Source organism: Streptomyces sp. NPDC102437 (genome assembly GCF_044765565.1).
Taxonomy (GTDB): domain Bacteria; phylum Actinomycetota; class Actinomycetes; order Streptomycetales; family Streptomycetaceae; genus Streptomyces.
Genome location: NZ_JBIWKI010000001.1, coordinates 63,285 through 81,820, shown reverse-complemented (window position 1 = coordinate 81,820; position 18,536 = coordinate 63,285). Strand labels below are relative to the sequence as shown.

At 70.2% G+C, this 18,536-nt stretch carries 14 protein-coding genes and 1 pseudogene; 10 read left to right on the top strand and 5 right to left on the bottom strand.

All coding sequences use genetic code 11. From position 1 onward, the window contains the following. Positions 1-358: 358 nt before the first annotated feature. Complete coding sequence (locus ACIRJP_RS00330) at positions 359-841, bottom strand: RICIN domain-containing protein (RefSeq protein WP_404166584.1); 483 nt, start codon at positions 839-841, stop codon at positions 359-361. Positions 842-927: 86 nt separating this feature from the next. Then, positions 928-1,761 carry an aldo/keto reductase gene (locus ACIRJP_RS00325; RefSeq protein ID WP_404166580.1) on the bottom strand — a complete coding sequence of 278 codons (834 nt, stop codon included), beginning with the start codon at positions 1,759-1,761 and terminating at the stop codon, positions 928-930. A gap of 387 nt (positions 1,762-2,148) precedes the next feature. On the opposite strand from ACIRJP_RS00325, the pseudogene ACIRJP_RS00320 reads away from it, so the two are divergent. The 3 genes and pseudogenes from ACIRJP_RS00320 to ACIRJP_RS00310 form a co-directional block, all read left to right on the top strand. Next, positions 2,149-2,286 (top strand): annotated as a pseudogene (locus tag ACIRJP_RS00320) (Tat pathway signal sequence domain protein); the annotation flags it as partial. 163 nt (positions 2,287-2,449) lie between these two features. After that, positions 2,450-3,706, top strand: coding sequence for a glycosyl hydrolase family 8 (locus ACIRJP_RS00315; protein ID WP_404166577.1), 1,257 nt, complete (start codon positions 2,450-2,452; stop codon positions 3,704-3,706). Between the two features lie 10 nt (positions 3,707-3,716). Beyond that, positions 3,717-5,780 (top strand): PQQ-dependent sugar dehydrogenase, encoded by a 2,064-nt coding sequence (locus ACIRJP_RS00310; RefSeq protein ID WP_404166574.1) that lies wholly within the window; start codon positions 3,717-3,719, stop codon positions 5,778-5,780. Positions 5,781-5,823: 43 nt separating this feature from the next. Here ACIRJP_RS00310 and ACIRJP_RS00305 read toward each other — a convergent pair whose 3' ends face one another. Both ACIRJP_RS00305 and ACIRJP_RS00300 read right to left on the bottom strand, forming a co-directional pair. Further along, on the bottom strand, positions 5,824-7,623 hold the full coding sequence (locus tag ACIRJP_RS00305) for an AMP-dependent synthetase/ligase (RefSeq protein WP_404166571.1): 1,800 nt from the start codon (positions 7,621-7,623) through the stop codon (positions 5,824-5,826). 336 nt (positions 7,624-7,959) lie between these two features. After that, positions 7,960-8,862 (bottom strand): LysR substrate-binding domain-containing protein, encoded by a 903-nt coding sequence (locus tag ACIRJP_RS00300; RefSeq protein WP_404166568.1) that lies wholly within the window; start codon positions 8,860-8,862, stop codon positions 7,960-7,962. A 118-nt stretch (positions 8,863-8,980) separates the two neighbouring features. Between ACIRJP_RS00300 and ACIRJP_RS00295 the strand changes: the two genes are divergently transcribed. Next, positions 8,981-10,009, top strand: a complete 1,029-nt coding sequence (locus ACIRJP_RS00295; protein ID WP_404166565.1) for a bile acid:sodium symporter family protein — start codon at positions 8,981-8,983, stop codon at positions 10,007-10,009. 45 nt (positions 10,010-10,054) lie between these two features. Here the strand turns inward: ACIRJP_RS00295 and fdhD are convergent, their stop codons facing one another. Then, positions 10,055-10,903 (bottom strand): formate dehydrogenase accessory sulfurtransferase FdhD, encoded by an 849-nt coding sequence (fdhD, locus tag ACIRJP_RS00290; RefSeq protein WP_404166562.1) that lies wholly within the window; start codon positions 10,901-10,903, stop codon positions 10,055-10,057. Between the two features lie 321 nt (positions 10,904-11,224). Between fdhD and ACIRJP_RS00285 the strand changes: the two genes are divergently transcribed. The 6 genes from ACIRJP_RS00285 (at position 11,225) to ACIRJP_RS00260 (ending at position 18,477) form a co-directional block, all read left to right on the top strand. Next, entirely contained in the window at positions 11,225-12,172 is a 948-nt protein-coding gene (locus ACIRJP_RS00285; RefSeq protein WP_404166559.1) for a beta-ketoacyl-ACP synthase III, read from the top strand. 67 nt (positions 12,173-12,239) lie between these two features. Further along, complete coding sequence (locus ACIRJP_RS00280; RefSeq protein WP_404166556.1) at positions 12,240-12,917, top strand: GntR family transcriptional regulator; 678 nt, start codon at positions 12,240-12,242, stop codon at positions 12,915-12,917. A 51-nt stretch (positions 12,918-12,968) separates the two neighbouring features. Beyond that, the gene (locus ACIRJP_RS00275; protein ID WP_404166553.1) at positions 12,969-14,381 is read left to right on the top strand and encodes a VWA domain-containing protein; all 1,413 of its coding nucleotides are present in this window, start codon (positions 12,969-12,971) and stop codon (positions 14,379-14,381) included. A 173-nt stretch (positions 14,382-14,554) separates the two neighbouring features. Beyond that, entirely contained in the window at positions 14,555-15,736 is a 1,182-nt protein-coding gene (locus ACIRJP_RS00270) for an ROK family transcriptional regulator (RefSeq protein WP_356086781.1), read from the top strand. Between the two features lie 171 nt (positions 15,737-15,907). Further along, positions 15,908-17,434, top strand: coding sequence for a sugar ABC transporter ATP-binding protein (locus ACIRJP_RS00265; protein ID WP_404166550.1), 1,527 nt, complete (start codon positions 15,908-15,910; stop codon positions 17,432-17,434). Beyond that, a complete protein-coding gene (locus ACIRJP_RS00260; RefSeq protein ID WP_404166547.1) occupies positions 17,431-18,477 on the top strand; it encodes an ABC transporter permease in 1,047 nt (348 codons plus the stop codon). Before ACIRJP_RS00265 ends, ACIRJP_RS00260 begins: the two co-directional genes overlap by 4 nt. The last annotated feature ends 59 nt before the right edge of the window (positions 18,478-18,536 follow it).

Below are 18,536 nucleotides of genomic sequence, written 5' to 3'. Positions count from 1 at the left end.
CCCGGCCCGCCGTAATCGGGCCGGGGCTCCATTCAGGCTATCCGACCGGGGCGACCCGGTCGGGTAGCCTCACCTGAACGACCACCACAGGTTCGACCACCTGCCAGGCCATATTAAAGCCGGACGGCGAGGCTCTGCCAGCCGACCGGTACGGCCCCTCGGCAGGGCCCGGCGACCGGGCGGCAGAACGTGGCGTCGGCGCGGCAGACGCCGCCCATGTCCCAGCCGCCAGGGGGTCGGCGGGTCGTCTTGACCCAGGCGAGTGACGGCCCGGGGCGGGACGGCCCCGAAGGGCCGTCGGAACGGCGGTCCGCACTACGCACAGCCGCACACGTCCCCGTGCGGGCCTGTATCCGGCCTAGGCGCCGGTGGCGTCCCGCACCGGCTCCAACCGCCACCACTGGCCGGGGGAGTCGGTGTCCTCCCACTGCTGGACACGAGCGCCGTCGGCCTTGCTGCCGTCGGCCACTTCGAGGACGAGCCCGCTGATGAAGCTGACCAGGGTCACCACCCCCGGCGCCTCCAGATGCCGCTCGATCAGCCATTCCTGGGCGCCGTAGTTGTTGGCCCGCCACTGCTGGATCACGGCGCCGTTCTCGGTGGAGGCGTTGGCGACGTCCAGACGCTTTCCGCTGTGGACATTGACCAGATAGTGGAGCGCGGCGCCCTCGTGCACGGGCGAGAGCTGCCACTGCTGGGCCGCCGAACCGCTCTCCGAGCCCTGCTGGACCGGGGCGCCACCGCTCTTGGCGGAGCCGCGCACCTCCAGCAGCAGCCCGCTGGCCAAATTGCGCAGCAGGTAGCGGCCCGCCGCGACGGCGGGCGCGGTGTCCCTGCTCATGTTCCGGTCCCTTCGGTCCCAGGGCTGTCCAGTGGCGGGCCGCCGCCCGGCTCGGCTGCCGGGCGGCGGTCCGTTTCGCCGGTGGTTCAGGCGACGTTGAACTCGCCGGGGTTCGGACCGAGGCGCTTGCCCTCGTCCAGTGCGGCGAACGCGGCCAGGTCGTCGGCGTCCAGCTCGAAGCCGAACACATCGAGGTTCTCCGCGATCCGGGACGGCGTCACGGACTTCGGGATCACCACATTGCCGGTCTGGATGTGCCAGCGGAGCACCACCTGGGCGGGTGTGCGCTCGTGCTTGCGGGCGATCGCGACGACCGTCGGGACCTCCAGGAGGCCCTTGCCCTGGCCCAGCGGCGACCATGCCTCGGTCGCGATGGCGTGCTTGGCGTGGAAGGCGCGCGACTCGGCCTGCTGGAGCTGCGGATGGAGCTCGATCTGGTTGATCACCGGGACCACGGAGGACTCGCCGAGCAGCCGCTCAAGGTGCTCGGGAAGGAAGTTCGAGACACCGATGGCCTTGGCGCGTCCGTCGGCGTGGATCTTCTCGAACGCCTTGTACGTGTCGACGTACGCGTCCTTGGCCGGAACCGGCCAATGGATCAGGTACAGATCCACGTAGTCCAGCCCCAGCTTGTCGAGCGAGGCGTCGAAGGCGCGCAGGGTCGAGTCGTAGCCCTGCTCGCTGTTCCACAGCTTCGTGGTGACGAACAGCTCTTCGCGTGCGACACCGGAGGCCGCGATCGCCCGTCCGGTGCCCCGCTCGTTCTCGTAGATCGCGGCGGTGTCGATGCTCCGGTACCCGGCCTCGATGGCGGTGCTGACCGCCTTCGTGGCCTCGTCGTCCGGCACCTGCCAGACACCGAAACCGAGCTGCGGCATCTCGACGCCGTTGTTGAGAGTGATGGAGGGGACCTGGCTCACGTGCGGTCGATCCTTACGTCGTCGGTTGGTACTCCCTTGCTCAACGATCATGGGCCGCCAGGCATTCCCCCGCCGCCCGAACTTCCGCGGCCCGCGTCATCGCCCCTGCGGCGCCCCGCCCTCGCTCCGGCCTCTACCGTCCGGCCCATTGGGGACCCGCCGGCACGCAACGCTTGAGCACGTCACTGAACAACGGACACTCCTGTGAACGCGGCACCTCCGAGAACCTGCGGCACTTCCGAGAGCCTGCGACGACTCCGAGATCCCGAACGAAAGACTCCGAGCGAGGTCGAAGTGACGAACCCTTCCAGGCGAGCCCTTATCGGCGCGGCCGTCGGCGCTGTCGCCGCCACCGCCCAGCTCCCCGCCACCGCCCAGGCGGCGAGGTCGAAGTTGGGCGTCGACACGCTCCTCGCCGACCGGGTACGGCCCAGATGGGGCATCTACCGGTCGCTCGGCGGCACCTCGGGATCCTTGCGGGACACCCATCTCCTGCTCACCCGCATGCGCGGCTACCAGCTGCTCCGATCGGCCCGTTCCTGCCGCAGGACCCGCCCGCTCCCGGTCCAACCGGACTGCCCCGTAAGAGATTTGGGCCCACGCGGGGCATTGACAGAAAGCTCCGCAGGGAATCCTATGCAGTGTCGGTTAGGAACCTTTCCTAACACCGAACGGGAAGGGATCACCCGTGCACCCTGCCGCACCCCCACGCCGCTTGGTCGCCGCCCTCACAGGCCTCAGCTGCCTGCTCCTGCCCCTGCTGGGCCATCTCCCGAAGGCCACTGCCGCCGACGCCCCCGCGGTGCCCTTCGGCAGCCACCGACTCCCCTATGCCACGGGGATGCTGAAACCATCGGGCACGCAGTCGTCGCTCGACCAGGCCGTGGTCAAGACGTACAACGCCTGGAAGTCAGCGTTCGTGAAGAAGAACTGCGGCAACGGCTGGTACGAGGTCATCGCGCCGGACGCCGACCACCCCTACGTCGCCGAGGCCCAGGGCTACGGGATGGTCGTCACCGCGACGATGGCGGGAGCCGACCCGGAGGCGAGGACCGTCTTCGACGGCATGGTGAAGTACATGCTCGCGCACCCCTCGGTGAACAACACCAACCTCCTCGCCGCCGAACAGAACGCCGCCTGCGAGAGCGTCGACGGCTCCGACTCGGCGACCGACGGGGACCTCGACGTCGCCTACGGGCTGCTCCTCGCCGACAAGCAGTGGGGATCCACCGGCACCTACGACTACAAGGGCCTCGCGGTCAAGCACATCAACGCCATCAAGAAGAGCGAGGTCAACCCGACCACGCACCTGATGCTGCTCGGTGACTGGTCGGACTCGGGGGAGTCCCACTACTGGATGACCCGCTCCTCGGACTGGATGATCGACCACTTCCGCGCATTCAAGGCCGCCACCGGTGACAGCACCTGGGACACCGTGCGCACCGCACACCAGAACCTGATCACCTCCCAGCAGTCCAAGTACGCCTCCGCGACAGGTCTGTTGGCCGATTTCGTCGTCAACACCAACGCCACCGCCAAGCCCGCACCGGGCGAGGTGCTGGAAGGCCCCAACGACGGCGACTACTCCTGGAACGCCTGCCGCGATCCGTGGCGCATCGGGGCCGACGCCGTCACCAGCGGGGACAGCGTCTCGCTCGCCTCGGCCCGCAAGCTCAACTCCTGGATCAAGGCCAAGACGGGAGGGAACCCGGACAAGATCGCCAGCGGCTATCACCTCAACGGTTCGGTGTTCGACAGCGGCAACGACATGGCGTTCACCGCCCCGTTCGTCGTGACCGCGCTGACCGACTCCGGCTCCCAGGCCTGGCTCGACGTGCTCTGGAACAAGCTCGCCGCCACCTCGATCGACCCGGATCTCTACTACGGCGGCAGCGTCCAGCTCCAGTCGATGATCGTCGCATCCGGCAACTACTGGGTCCCGTAAGGAGGTTCCGATGCAGCTAGCGACGCTCACCACGTCACGACGAACAGCGGCCGCCCTCACGGCCGTACTGCTCTGCACCGCTCTGGTGCAGGCGGTCCCGCAGCAGGCCGCCGCGGCCGCCACCCGGTATGAGGCGGAGTCCGCGACGATCGTCGAGGGCGCCGCCGAGTCCAACCACTCCGGCTACTCGGGCACCGGATTCGTCAATGGCGACAACGTCGTCGGCAGCTATGTGGAGTTCACCGTCACCGCGGCCTCCGCCGGCACCGGCAAGATCGCCGTCCGCTACTCCAACGGCACCGCGGACGCCCGGCCCGCCGATGTCGCCGTGGGCGGCACGGTCGTCTCGGCGGCCCGCGCTTTCAACGCCACCACCGACTGGAACACCTGGGCCACCTCCACCCTGACCACCCCCCTCAAGGCAGGAAGCAACAAGATCCGGCTGACGTCCACGACCGCCAACGGACTGCCCAACCTCGACTACCTGGACGTCACGGTCACCTCGTCGGACACCGAGGCACCCACCGCACCCACGGCGCCCAGCTGCTCGGAGATCACCGAGAACAGCCTCACCCTCAGCTGGGGAGCCGCCACGGACGACGTGGGTGTCGTTGCGTACGACATCTACGAACACGGCAACAAGTTCGGCGAGGCACCGGGCACCGCCACCACGAAGAACCTGACCGGGCTCAGCGCCGACACCACGTACAACCTCACACTGTTCGCGCGTGACGCGGCCGGCAACGTGTCCTCGGTCAGCCCCGTCGTGGACTGCACCACTCCGAAGAGCGACGACACCACCGCACCCTCGGCACCGGGCACCCTGTCCGCCTCGGGCCTCACCGTGCACAGCGTCGCCCTGAGCTGGGGGGCGTCGACGGACGACAAGGCCGTCACCGCCTACGAGGTACGCAGCGGCAGCACCGTCTACAAGACCGTGACCGGCGCACCGCCGGCCACCACGACCACGCTCACCGGGCTCGCCTGCGCCAGCCCGTACAGCCTGGACGTCGTCGCCAAGGACGCGGCGGGCAACGCCTCACCGCCGAGCAACACGGTCGCCTTCACCACCCCGGCCTGCACCACCGACGGCGGGGTGCCCTCCGGCATCACCACCGTCTCCAGCGGCTGGTCCGTCCCCTGGGGCATCCACTGGATGCCCGACGGCAAGACCGCGCTGGTGACCGAGCGGGACAGCTTCAAGGTCTTCAAGGCCACTCCCGGCGGCACCCGGACCCAGGTCGGCACCGTGCCCGAGGCGGTCACCACCGACGGCGAGGGCGGACTGCTCGGCGTCGCCGTCGACCCGAAGTGGTCCGCCAACCACTATGTGTACTTCATGCACACCGCCTCCGAGGGCAACCGCGTCGCCCGGATGACCTACGACGGCACCTCGCTCAGCGGCTACAAGGTCCTGCTCCAGGGGATCAAGAAGAGCAGGTACCACAACGGCGGACGGCTCGCCTTCGGCCCCGACGGCTATCTGTACGCGTCGACCGGTGAGGCACAGACACCCGACCTGGCCCAGGACAAGAACTCGCTGAACGGCAAGATCCTGCGGATGACGACGGACGGCAAGGCCGCCCCCGGCAACCCGTTCGGCAACTACGTCTACAGCTACGGACACCGCAATCCGCAGGGCCTCGCCTTCGACCGCAACGGCCGTCTGTGGGAGGCGGAGTTCGGCGACAGCAAGAAGGACGAGCTCAACCTGATCAAGCCGGGCAAGAACTACGGCTGGCCCGTCTGCGAGGGCACCTGCACCACCACCGGCATGACCAACCCGAAGAAGACCTGGAACATCTCCGAGGCCTCGCCCAGCGGGATCGCCATCGTCCGCAACGTCATCTACATGGCCGCGCTGAAGGGCGAACGGCTGTGGCGGGTGCCGATCACCGGTGACACCGAGGAGCTGGGCACACCGAGCGCGTACTACGTCGGTACATACGGCAGGCTGCGCACCGTCACCGAGGTGCCCGGCCAGGACCAGCTCTGGCTCTCCACCACCAACTGTGACAACAAGGGGAACGAACCTGACGGATCGGACAAGCTGTTCCGCGTCTCGATCACGTAGCACGGGGCGCCGTACGCGCTGTACCGCCGAGGCCCGCCGGGTCTCAGCGGTACAGCGCGGCGACCTCCGCCGCGTACGCCGTCTCGATCGCCCGGCGCTTCAGCTTCAGCGACGGGGTGAGCAGACCGTGCTCCTCGCTGAAGGGGTGCGCCAGGATCCGGAACGTACGGATCGACTCGGCCTGCGAGACCGCCGTGTTCGCGGCCACCACCGCCCGCCGGACCTCCGTCTCCAGATCCGGATCGCGCACCAGCTCCTCCGGCTTCAGCGGCGCCCGTCCCTGCATCGTGAGCCAGTGGTCCACCGCCTCCTGGTCGACCGTGACCAGGGCCGCGATGTACGGCCGGTCGTTGCCGACCACGAGGCACTGCGAGACCAGCGGATGCGCCCGCACCCGCTCCTCCAGACCGGTCGGCGACACACTCTTGCCGCCCGACGTCACCAGGATCTCCTTCTTCCGCCCGGTGATCGTCAGATAGCCGTCCTCGTCGAGCGAGCCGAGATCCCCGGTGGCCAGCCAGCCCTCGCGCAGCACCGCGTCGGTGGCCTTCGGATCACCGAGATAGCCCCCGAACACATTGCCGCCGTGCAGCCACACCTCGCCGTCCTCGGCGATGTGCACGGTCGTCCCCGGGATCGGCAGCCCGACTGTGCCGTACCTGGTGCGCTCCGGCGGATTGGCCGTGGCCGCGGCGGTCGACTCGGTCAGCCCGTAGCCCTCGTACACCGTGACGCCGGCGCCCTCGAAGAACAGGCCGAGCTGCCGCTCCATCCCCGAACCGCCGGACATGGCGTGCCGTATCCGGCCGCCCATCGCGTCGCGCACCTTCCTGTACACGACCCTGTCGAAGAACTGGTGCTGCATCCGCAGCCCGGCGGACGGCCCCGGACCGCTGCCGAACGCCCGCGCCTCCAGCGCCTCCGCGTACTTCACCGCGATGTCCACGGCCTTGTCGAACGCCCCGATCCGGCCCTCCGCCTCGGCCTTGCGCCGGGCGGCGTTGAACACCTTCTCGAAGATGTACGGAACCGCCAGGAGGAACGTCGGCCGGAACGACATCAGGTCCGGCATCAGTGCCCTGGCCGACATCTCCGGCTGGTGGCCCAGCCGCACCCGGCCGCGGATCGCCGCGACCTCGACCATCCGGCCGAAGACATGGGCCAGCGGCAGGAAGAGGAGCGTCGCCGCCTCGTCACCCGGCCTGGAGCGGAAGACCGACTTCCAGCGGGCGACCATGGTGTCCGTCTCGAACATGAAATTGGCGTGCGTGAGCACACAGCCCTTGGGGTGTCCCGTCGTTCCCGAGGTGTAGATCACGGTCGCCACCGAATCGGGCGTCACCGCGCGGCGGTGGCGGTGCACCACCTCGTCCTCGACGTCCGCCCCCGCGTCGACCAGCTCGGACACGGCGCCGGCGTCCAGCTGCCAGAGCCGCTTGAGTCCTGGCAGCCGGTCGATCACCGAGGCGATCGTCATGGCGTGGTCCTCGTGCTCGACCAGGACGGCCGACACCTCGGCGTCGTGCAGCATCCACAGCACCTGCTCGGCCGAGGACGTCGGATAGACGGGTACGGACTGGGCGCCGACCGTCCACAGCGCGAGGTCGAAGAGCGTCCACTCGTAGCGCGTACGCGACATCAGCGCCACCCGGTCGCCGAACCTGACGCCGTGCGCGATCAGCCCCTTGGCCAGCGCCAGCACCTCGTCACGGAATGCCGCAGCAGTGACATCCCGCCATTGTCCGCTCGCGTCTTTCCGACCGAGCGCGAGCCGGTCCGGGTCCTCTTCGGCATGGTCGAACACCACATCGGCCAGGCCGCCCACGAGGGGCGCGGCCGCCATGGGTGGGACAGTGAACTCGCGCAATGACCTGCTCCTTGTGGCGCTCCGCACAGCGCCGTGACGCTACCCCACCGGGCGGCGCGGCGGGAGGGCCCCGAACCAGTGGACAACCTGGCATATGCACAGGTCAATCGCCGAAATCCGGCCAGATGGGCAAGGCTCGGGCGTGGCCGGACACGTAGGGTGAGCGGCAGGCACCGGAATCTCCACCGAATCTGTACGCCGCTACCACTCCCGTTCCGGACGCATGCGCGGTGTTCTGTCCTCATTCATCCCGAATCGGGTGAGTCGGTTCCGTGACCTCTGCCGTCCATTGCTTCCCGTGCGCGCAGGCGGTCATGCGCTCTCCCGGCCGCTGACCGAACCGATCGTGCCCACGCCGCGGATCAGCCGGTCGCCGCCTGCCAGGATCGCCGCCGCCAGGGCGTCCGCGGCCTCGTGCGCCCCCTCGCTGCGGCGGCCGTGCGACAGGACGAAGTCCACTTTGCCCAGCTCCGGCAGACCCGCCCTGGCCGGCACCTGCGCAAGGCCCGGCGGGACCAGCCCCCGGCTGTGGGCCATCACGCCCAACCCCGCGTGGGCCGCCGCGATCAGCCCGCTCAGGCTGGTGCTCGTGCAGGCGATCCGCCAGGACCGGCCGTGCTCCTCCAGCACCTCCAGGGCGCGGGCCCGGGTGATGCCCGGCGGCGGGAAGAGGATCAGCGGAACCGGACGATCCGGGTCGATCCGCAGCTGCGGTGCGCCGATCCAGGTCAGCGCGTCCTGCCAGACCAGTTCGCCGTGCGTGTCACCCGCGCGCCGCTTGGCGAGCACCAGATCGAGCCGGCCGGCCGCGAGCCGCCGATGCAGCGTCCCGGAGAGCTCCACCGTCAGCTCCAGCTCGACCTCCGGGTGGTCGCGGCGGAACGACTCCAGGATCTCCGGCAGCCGGGTCTGCACGAAGTCCTCGGAGGCTCCGAACCGAAGCCGCCCCCGCAGCCGGGTGCCGGTGAAGAACGCCGCGGCCCGCTCATGGGCCTCCAATATCGTCCGGGCGAAGCCGAGCATCGCCTCGCCGTCCACGGTGAGGTCGACCCGGTGGGTGTCCCGGGTGAACAACTGCCGACCCGCCGCATCCTCCAGGCGCCGCACGTGCTGGCTCACCGTGGACTGCCGGACCCCCAGCCGGCGGGCGGCCCGGGTGAAGCTCAGCGTCTGGGCGACGGCGAGAAAGGTACGGAGCTGTGCCGGTTCGTACATGGCAGCAGGCTATCGCGCAACGTGATGACAGTGAGAGCGGTGTGCGGGATTCCCGATCGCCGCGATCGGGAGCAGTATGGAGCGGGCACGACCAGAACCAAGAGAACATGTGGAGCACATGAGCCGCCGCACCCTGAAGCTGCCGTCCTGGCTGCCGCTCGACCCGTACATCCTGGCGCTGATCGGCACCGTCGTGCTCGCGGCGATACTGCCCGCGTCGGGGACCGCCGCCGACGTGGCCGGCGGTGCCTCGACCGGAGCGGTCGCCTTCCTCTTCTTCCTGTACGGCGCCCGGCTCTCCACGGCCGAGGCACTCGACGGACTGAAGCACTGGCGACTCCATCTCACGGTGCTGATCTGCACCTTCGTGGCGTTCCCGCTGCTCGGACTGGCGGGACGGGGGCTCGTTCCGTACGTCCTGACGCCGCAGCTCCACAGTGGCTTCCTCTTCCTCTGCCTGGTCCCGTCGACCATCCAGTCGTCGATCGCCTTCACCTCGATCGCCCGGGGCAACGTGCCCGCGGCGATCTGCGCGGGCTCCTTCTCCTCGATCGCCGGGATCTTCCTCACCCCGCTGCTCGCGGCCGCCCTGCTCGGCAACGACGGCGGCGGATTCTCGGTGGACGCGCTGCTGAGGATCGGGGTCCAGCTAATGCTGCCGTTCGTCGCCGGGCAACTGCTGCGCCGCTGGACCGGCGGCTTCATCACCCGCCACAAGAAGGTCCTCGGCTATGTCGACCGCGGCTCGATCCTGCTCGTCGTCTACACGGCCTTCAGCGAGGGCATGGTCGCGGGCATCTGGCACCAGGTCACCCCGGCCCGGCTCGGGGCGCTGCTCGGCGCCGAGGTGCTGCTGCTCGCACTGATGCTCGCGCTGACCTGGCACGGGGCGAAGCGGCTCGGCTTCGACCGGGAGGACCGGATCGCCATCCAGTTCGCGGGTTCGAAGAAGAGCCTGGCTTCGGGACTGCCGATGGCGAGCGTGCTCTTCGGGGCGCAGGCATCCCTCGCCGTGCTGCCGCTGATGCTCTTCCACCAGATGCAGCTGATGGTGTGCGCGGTGATCGCCAAGCGCCGCTCGCGCGATGCGCGGGAGGAACAGCTGGTGAGCGGACCGGTGTCGCCCCGGCCCGCCGTCGCGAGCTGACGGCGCGGCCCGCCCGGGGGCGCTCCGCCGGGCGGGCCGGTCGCCTCAGTCCTGGCCCACTGCCGCCTCCAGGGCGATGCGGTGCTCACCCGCGTACACATTCATCGACGGACCCCGCAGGAAGCCGACCAGGGTCAGTCCGGTCTCGGCCGCCAGGTCGACGGCGAGGGACGACGGCGCCGAGACCGCCGCGAGCACCGGGATCCCGGCCATCACCGCCTTCTGGGCCAGCTCGAACGAGGCCCGCCCCGACACCAGCAGAATCGCCCGGGACAGCGGCAGCCGGTGGTCGGTCAGGGCCCGGCCGACCAGTTTGTCGACCGCGTTGTGCCGGCCGACGTCCTCCCGGATGTCGAGCAGTTCGCCCGTCTCGGAGAACAGCGCCGCCGCGTGCAGCCCCCCGGTCCGGTCGAAGACCCGCTGGGCGGCGCGCAGCCGGTCGGGGAGGGCGGAGAGCAGCCCGGGTTCGACCCGGAGCGGGGGAGTGTCGGCGACCGGGTGCCGGGTCGTGGTGCGTACCGCGTCGAGACTCGCCTTGCCGCAGAGCCCGCAGGACGAGGTGGTGTAGACATTGCGTTCGAGCGTGATGTCGGGGACCGCGACGCCGGGGGCGAGCTTCACGTCCACCACGTTGTACGTGTTGACGCCGTCAGCCGTCGCTCCGGCGCAGTAGACGATCGACTGCACCTCGGAGCCGTCACCGATGACGCCCTCGCTCACCAGGAACCCCGCCGCCAGCGCGAAGTCGTCGCCCGGCGTGCGCATCGTGATGGCGAGCGGCCTTCCGTTCAGACGGATCTCCAGGGGCTCCTCGGCGACGAGGGTGTCGGGGCGGGTGGAGACGGCCCCGTCCCGGATGTGGATGGTGCGGCGACGCTCGGTGACCCGTCCCATGGCGGTTGAAACCCGATTCTGTAAGTGGTGGAAGCCGGGACGGGTTGGAAGCCGAACCGGACTTGTTCTTGCTGTTTCTGCTGTCCTGTACATGGAGTGTGACATCGCAGCCGGTGCCGCAGCGTGCGCAGAGAGCGGTGGTCACTGCCCGAAACTGCCGGTCGACAGAATATTGTCTGCAATATTCCTTCCGGGGGATCGGGGCTGTTGTCAACTCTCCAACGGCCGGGCCCTATTCCTGTGGGAACACGTGCACGTGTACCGAGCGGTAGCGACCAAGACTGGATGGTTCCTGCCATACGTAGCGAGGGGACCCCGTACATGACCGGCTCACGTGTCGTGGCGCTCGGCCACTATCAGCCCGCCAAGGTGCTCACCAACGACGATCTGGCGGCCCTGGTCGACACCAGCGACGAGTGGATCACCAGTCGCGTCGGCATCAAGACCCGCCACGTCGGTGGACCGGACGAGCCGGTGGACGAGATGGCCGCGCACGCGGGGGCCAAGGCGCTGGCCGCGGCGGGGCTCCAGCCGGCCGAGGTCGATCTGGTCCTGGTCGCCACCTCGACCGCGATCGACCGCTCGCCGAGCATGTCGGCGCGCGTCGCCGCCCGGCTCGGGATGGGCTCGCCCGCGGTGATGGACATCAACGTGGTCTGCTCCGGCTTCACCCATGCCCTCGCCACCGCCGACCACGCGATCCGGGCCGGGGCCGCCGAACGCGTCCTGGTCATCGGCGCCGACAAGATGGCGGACATCGCCGACTGGACCGACCGCAGCACCTGCGTCCTGCTCGGCGACGGTGCCGGTGCGGCGGTCGTCGTCGCGGAGCCGGACGCGGGCCGGCCCGGGATCGGGGCCGTGCTGTGGGGTTCGGTGCCGGAGATGGGGAACGCGGTACGGATCGAGGGGACGCCGCCGAGATTCGCCCAGGAAGGGCAGTCCGTCTACCGCTGGGCCACCACGCAGCTGCCGCCGATCGCCCGCAAGGTGTGCGAGAAGGCCGGTGTGGCGCCCGAGGAGCTGGGGGCGGTGGTGCTGCACCAGGCCAACCTGAGGATCATCGAACCGGTCGCCAGGAAGATCGGCGCGGTCAACGCGGTCATCGCCAGGGACGTGGTGGATTCCGGCAACACGTCCGCGGCCTCGATCCCGATGGCGCTGTCCAAGCTGGTGGAACGCGGCGAGGTCGAGAGCGGCGCGCCGGTTCTGCTCTTCGGCTTCGGCGGGAATCTCTCGTACGCGGGTCAGGTGATCCGCTGTCCCTGAGGGGCTTTGCGCTCGGTAGACTGTAGACGATATGCAATGGGTGCTTGTCGGCTGTAGGGGGACCGGGATGTTGTCCGCAGGACTGCCGCAAGGGGCTGTGCCGAAGCTGGAACGGCCCGGTCCATTGCGTGAACGCGTGTATGAGGCGCTGCTCGAACTCATGACGACGCGGGCGCTCCGCCCCGGCCAGCACCTGGTCGAGAGCGAGTTGGCAGGCCAACTCGGGGTGTCCCGCCAGCCGGTGCGCGAGGCGTTGCAGCGGCTGAACACGGAGGGCTGGGTCGATCTCCGGCCCGCCCAGGGCGCGTTCGTGCACGAACCCACGGAGGAGGAGGCGGACCAGCTGCTCTCGGTCCGCACCCTTCTGGAGGCCGAGGCCGCACGCCTCGCCGCGGCCGACTCCGACGCGGCCGGCATCGCGGCCCTGGAGGAGCTCTGCGCCAAGGGCGAGCAGGCAGTCGCCGACGGCGACGTGGACCTGGCGGTCGCCACCGACGCGGCCTTCCACGCCAAGGTCATGGAGCTGGCGGGCAACGTCGTCCTGGCCGAGCTCGCGGGTCAGGTGGGCCGCCGCGTCCGCTGGTACCGCACCACGGTGGCCCGCCGGGGCGGCACCCAGACCTGGATCGAGCACCGCTCGCTCATCGAGGCGATCTCCTCGCGCGACGGACAGCGGGCCACGCAGATCATGCGCTCCCACACGGAACACACGCGCGCGGCGTACCGCCAGCGCGACAAGAGCTGAGGGCTGTCCCGCTCGGGCCGTGTGTGCGGGGCTGCAGGCACACTTACCGGTGTGACGATACTGAGCAAAGGCGCCAACGTGCCGGTCGCAGCCGCCGCCGTCAGGGCCGCACTCGACTGGTCGGCGGGGCCCGGAGTCCCGGACGTGGATGCTTCCGCCCTGCTGCTGACACGCGGCGGACGGGTGCGGTCCGATGACGACTTCGTCTTCTACAACCAGCCGCAGCACCCGTCGGGCGCCGTGAGCCACCTCGGCAAACGGACCGGCAGCGAATCGCTGGACGTCCGGCTGGGCGCGCTGGGGCCGGACGTCGAACGTGTCGCACTCTGCGCCTCCGCCGACGGCGGGACGTTCGGTCAGGTGCCGGGGCTGTGTCTGCGGCTGCTCGACGCGGCGTCCGGCGCCGAGCTGGCACGCTTCGACATCGCCGCCGGCACGGAGACCGCGTTGGTCGGCGGCGAGCTCTACCGCCGTGACGGCGGCTGGAAGTTCCGCGCGATCGGCCAGGGGTACGCCGACGGACTGGCCGGACTGGCGACCGACTTCGGGATCGGCGTCGACGAGGAACCGCCCGCGGCCGGGCCCGGCCCGCACCCCGCGTCGACTCCGGCCCCCGCCCCCGCCCCGCTGTTCCCGCCTCCCGCACCGCCTTCGTGGCCCGCGCCGGAGCGCACCGGGGGCGGCGGGCCCGGCCCCCGGCTCACCAAGGACGAGGAGCGGCTGCCGGTGGACATGCGCAAGCGCCTGTCGCTGCGCAAGCAACAGGTGCTGGTCAGCCTGAGCAAACACGGCGTACCGCAGCTGCGGGCACGCGTCGTCCTGGTCCTCGACGCATCGGGTTCGATGGGCGGTCTCTACCGGCGGGGCACGGTGGCGGGTGTCGCCGAGCGGATGGTGGCGGTCGCGGCGCAGCTCGACGACGACGGTCGGATGCAGGCGTGGACGTTCGCCACCAACCCCGCCCGCCTCCCCGACCTCGCCGTGGGTGACCTGCCCGAGTGGCTCGGGCTGCACGTACGCGTGGGCCAGACCTTCGGCTTCGGCCGCAGGAAGCCGCCCAGGGGACTGGTGCCCGGTCAGGTCGACATGCGTACGGTCGGCATCCAGAACGAGGAACAGAAGGTCATCGCCGAGGTGCGGGCCTTCGTGCGGGACCGTCCGGTGCCCGACCCGACGCTGGTCCTGTTCTTCTCGGACGGCGGTGTCCACCGCAACCGGGAGATCGAGCAGGAGCTGCGGGCGGCCGCCGAGGAGCCGGTTTTCTGGCAGTTCGTCGGGCTAGGCAGCTCTCGGTACGGTGTGCTGGAACGGTTCGACACCATGCCCGGCCGCCGGGTCGACAACGTCGGCTTCTTCGCCGTCGACGACATCGAGCGGATTTCCGACCAGGAGCTGTACGACCGGGTCCTGTCGGAGTTCCCGTCCTGGCTGCGGGCCGCCCGGCAGGCCGGAATCCTGCGCTGACACGGCCGGTCGGCCGGCGGGGCGGTGACTTCACCGACCGGCTTTGTCCTCGGTGTGGAGAAAGTTGTAGTGGATTCCTGCGTAACTTCTTCCCACTCCCGGCAACCGCTGCTACGTTCCCCTCGAAAGCCCGACGGACAGGCCGATGTGGCGGGGAGGGGCGCGTGAGACGTATGACTGCACGACCCGCGAATGCGCATCAGGCGCGACTGCTGCGGCTGTTGCGCGACGGCGGGCCCAACTCCCGGGCACAGCTGGGGGATCAGGTGGATCTCTCCCGCTCCAAGCTCGCCGTCGAGGTCGACAGACTGCTGGAGACCGGACTCGTCGTGGCCGACGGCCTCGCCGCATCCCGCGGCGGGCGCCGCTCGCACAACATCCGGCTCGCTCCGCAACTGCGCTTCCTCGGCGTCGACATCGGAGCCACGTCAGTCGATGTGGCCGTCACCAACGCCGAGTTGGAGGTACTGGGCCACCTCAACCATCCGATGGACGTACGCGAGGGCCCCGTCGCCATCTTCGAGCAGGTGCTGTCCATGGCGGCCAAGCTCCGGGCCTCGGGGCTTGCCGAGGGTTTCGACGGCGCGGGCATCGGCGTCCCCGGCCCGGTCCGCTTCCCCGAAGGCGTGCCGGTCGCACCGCCGATCATGCCCGGCTGGGACGGCTTCCCGGTCCGCGAGGCGCTCAGTCAGGAACTGGGCTGCCCCGTCATGGTCGACAACGATGTGAACCTGATGGCGATGGGGGAGCAGCACGCGGGCGTCGCGCGCTCCGTGGGCGACTTCCTCTGCGTCAAGATCGGCACCGGCATCGGCTGCGGCATCGTCGTAGGCGGCGATGTCCACCGTGGTACGACGGGCAGCGCCGGAGACATCGGCCACATCCAGGTGGAACCCGAGGGGCGCGCCTGTGCCTGCGGCAACCGGGGCTGCCTGGAGGCCCACTTCAGCGGCGCCGCGCTCGCCCGCGACGCCGAGGACGCGGCCCGTACCGGGCGGTCGGCGGAGCTCGCCGGCCGTCTCGAAGCGGCCGGGAAACTCACCGCCGCCGATGTGGCGGCCGCCGCGGCCGCCGGTGACGCCACCTCGCTCGACCTGATCCGCGAAGGCGGCAACCGGGTCGGCCAGGTCATCGCGGGACTCGTCAGCTTCTTCAACCCCGGCCTGGTGGTGATCGGCGGCGGTGTGACCGGCCTCGGCCACACCCTCCTCGCCAGCGTCCGGACCCAGGTCTACCGGCAGTCACTGCCGCTGGCCACCGGCAATCTCCCCATCGTGCTGGGCGAGTTGGGGCCGGCCGCCGGAGTGATCGGCGCCGCCCGGCTCATCAGCGACCACCTCTTCTCACCGGCCTGACCCCGGGCCGGCCACGCACGGGCGCGCCCCGGAGACACCGGGAGCGCCGGAACACCCGCACCACCGCACCTGGTACAGCCCTGCCCGCTCATCGGCCTTCCCCGAGCTCCCGGCCTCGTCCCGACAGGCGTGTCCGAACAGGGGAGACCCCACTCGCCGAGGGGATTCGTCATGGCACCAGAACCACCCCTGCTCACCATGTCCGGCATCACCAAGTCGTTCCCCGGAGTGCGCGCCCTCGACGGAGTGGACCTGGAGGTCCACGCCGGCGAAGTTCACTGTCTCCTCGGGCAGAACGGCGCCGGCAAATCCACCCTCATCAAGGTGCTCGCCGGGGCCCACCAGCCCGACGACGGCGAGATCACCTGGCGCGGCGAACCGGTCGCGCTGAAGTCGCCCATCGCCGCGATGCGGCTGGGTATCGCCACCATCTACCAGGAACTCGACCTGGTCGAGGGGCTGTCCGTGGCCGAGAATGTCTTCCTCGGCCATGAACCCACCACCGCCCGCTTCGTCGTCCGCACCCGCGAGGGCCGCACGGCCGCCGCCGCACTGCTGAAGCGGCTCGGCCACCCGGAGATCGACCCGGCCCGCCCGGTCGGCGAACTGTCCGCCGCGCAGCAGCAGATCGTTTCCATGGCGAGGGCACTCTCGCACGACGTACGGCTCATCGTCATGGACGAGCCGTCCGCCGCACTCGACCCGGACGAGGTCGACAACCTGTTCCGCACCGTCGCCTCCCTCACCGCCGACGGGGTCGCCGTCGTCTACATCTCGCACCGCCTGGAGGAGATCCGCCGGATCGGCGACCGGGTGACCGTGCTCAAGGACGGCCGGGCCGTGGCCGTCGGACTGCCCGCCGAGTCCACCCCGACACCCGACATCGTTGCCATGATGACCGGCCGCAATGTCGAGTACGTCTTCCCACCGCGCGCCACGGACCGTGCGCGCACGGCCGGGGCGGAGCCGGTGCTGAGGGTCGAGGGGCTGACAAGAAGGGGCGAATTCGCCCCGGTGGACCTGGAGTTGGTGCCGGGCGAGATCGTGGGCCTGGCCGGACTCGTGGGCTCGGGGCGCTCCGAGATCCTGGAGACCGTCTACGGCGCCCGCAGGCCGAGCGCCGGACGGGTGACCGTGGCCGGCAAGCAGCTGAGGCCCGGCAGCGTCCGCGCGGCCGTCGCCGCCGGCATCGGCCTGGCCCCCGAGGAACGCAAGGCGCAGGCCCTGCTGATGCTCGAATCCGTCACCCGCAACGTCTCCGTCTCCGCGTTGTCCCGCTTCTCCAGGGCGGGCTGGATCGACCGCGGGGCCGAACACCGGGCGGCCCGCGAAGCCACCCGCGAACTCTCACTGCGCCCCGACAACCCGGACACCCCCGTGCGCACGCTCTCCGGCGGCAACCAGCAGAAGGCGGTCCTGGCCCGCTGGCTGCTGCGCGGCTGCCGGGTGCTGCTGCTCGACGAACCGACCCGCGGTGTGGACGTCGGCGCCCGCGCCGAGCTGTACGCCGTGATCCGCCGGCTGGCCGACGAGGGCCTCGCCGTCCTGCTCGTCTCCAGCGAGGTGCCCGAAGTGCTGGGCCTCGCCGACCGGGTGCTGGTGCTCCGCGAGGGCCGCGTCGTGCACACGGCCGACGCCCGGGAGCTCGACGAGCACCGCGTACTCGACCTAGTGATGGAAGGGAGCCCGACGTCATGACGCAGCCCGTTTCCCCGACGCAGCAGGGCGGGCCGGACAAAGGGGCCGGCGCCCCGGTGCCCCGCCCCCGGGAGAAGGACGGCCCCGCACGCGCCAGTGGCCTGCGCCTGGATGTCCGTAACCTCTCGCTCCTCGGCGTCCTCGCCGCGCTGGTCGTCGTCGGTGGATTCACCGAGCCCGACGCCTTCCTGGACACCGGGAACCTCCAGCTGATCCTGACCCAGTCCTCCGTCATCGGTGTCGTCACCGTCGGGATGACCTTCGTCATCACCAGCGGCGGCATCGATCTGTCGGTCGGCGCGATGGTCGCACTCGCCTCCGTCTGGGCGACCACGGTCGCCACCCAGGAGTACGGCTTCGCCGGGATCCTGTTCACCGCGGTGATCGTCGGACTCGGTGCCGGGCTGGTGAACGGGCTGCTGATCGCGTACGGGCGGATGGTGCCGTTCATCGCGACGCTGGCCATGCTCGCCTCCGCCCGCGGGCTCGCCCTCCAGATCACCGACGGGAAGACCCAGATCGTCACCGTCGAATCCGTCCTCGACCTGGGCCTGCCCGACTCCTACTTCCTCGGCATCCCGCCGCTGGTGATGATGTTCGCCGCGGTGACCGTCGTCGGCTGGCTGGTGCTGAACCGTACGACCTTCGGACGGCGCACGGTCGCGGTCGGCGGCAACGCGGAGGCCGCCAGGCTGGCCGGTATCGACGTGCGGCGCCAGCGGCTCTTCCTCTATCTGCTCTCCGGTCTGTGCTGCGGCATCGCCGCCTTCATGCTGATCATCCTGTCCGGCTCGGGCCAGAACACCAACGGCAATCTGTACGAGCTCGACGCCATCGCGGCCGCGATCATCGGCGGCACCCTGCTCAGCGGCGGGCGCGGCACCATCGTCGGTTCCGTGCTGGGCGTCCTGGTCTTCACCACCATCACCAACATCTTCGCGCTCAACAACCTGCAGAGCGACGTCCAGCAGATCGCCAAGGGCGCGATCATCGTCGCCGCCGTCCTGGTCCAGCGCCGCACGTCGGCGCATGGCGAGACCTGACCCGCCACCGCCCCGCCCCCCTCCCGCCACGCCAGATGCCACGCACCGGATGAAGGGTT

Bases quoted from the DNA above. Each gene is read 5' to 3' on its own strand.
- ACIRJP_RS00330 (WP_404166584.1), bottom strand. From the start codon at position 841: ATGAGCAGGGACACCGCGCCCGCCGTCGCGGCGGGCCGCTACCTGCTG.
- ACIRJP_RS00310 (WP_404166574.1), top strand. From the start codon at position 3,717: ATGCAGCTAGCGACGCTCACCACGTCACGACGAACAGCGGCCGCCCTC.
- ACIRJP_RS00305 (WP_404166571.1), bottom strand. From the start codon at position 7,623: ATGGCGGCCGCGCCCCTCGTGGGCGGCCTGGCCGATGTGGTGTTCGAC.
- ACIRJP_RS00300 (WP_404166568.1), bottom strand. From the start codon at position 8,862: ATGTACGAACCGGCACAGCTCCGTACCTTTCTCGCCGTCGCCCAGACG.
- ACIRJP_RS00295 (WP_404166565.1), top strand. From the start codon at position 8,981: ATGAGCCGCCGCACCCTGAAGCTGCCGTCCTGGCTGCCGCTCGACCCG.
- fdhD (WP_404166562.1), bottom strand. From the start codon at position 10,903: ATGGGACGGGTCACCGAGCGTCGCCGCACCATCCACATCCGGGACGGG.
- ACIRJP_RS00285 (WP_404166559.1), top strand. From the start codon at position 11,225: ATGACCGGCTCACGTGTCGTGGCGCTCGGCCACTATCAGCCCGCCAAG.
- ACIRJP_RS00280 (WP_404166556.1), top strand. From the start codon at position 12,240: ATGTTGTCCGCAGGACTGCCGCAAGGGGCTGTGCCGAAGCTGGAACGG.
- ACIRJP_RS00270 (WP_356086781.1), top strand. From the start codon at position 14,555: ATGACTGCACGACCCGCGAATGCGCATCAGGCGCGACTGCTGCGGCTG.
- ACIRJP_RS00265 (WP_404166550.1), top strand. From the start codon at position 15,908: ATGGCACCAGAACCACCCCTGCTCACCATGTCCGGCATCACCAAGTCG.
- ACIRJP_RS00260 (WP_404166547.1), top strand. From the start codon at position 17,431: ATGACGCAGCCCGTTTCCCCGACGCAGCAGGGCGGGCCGGACAAAGGG.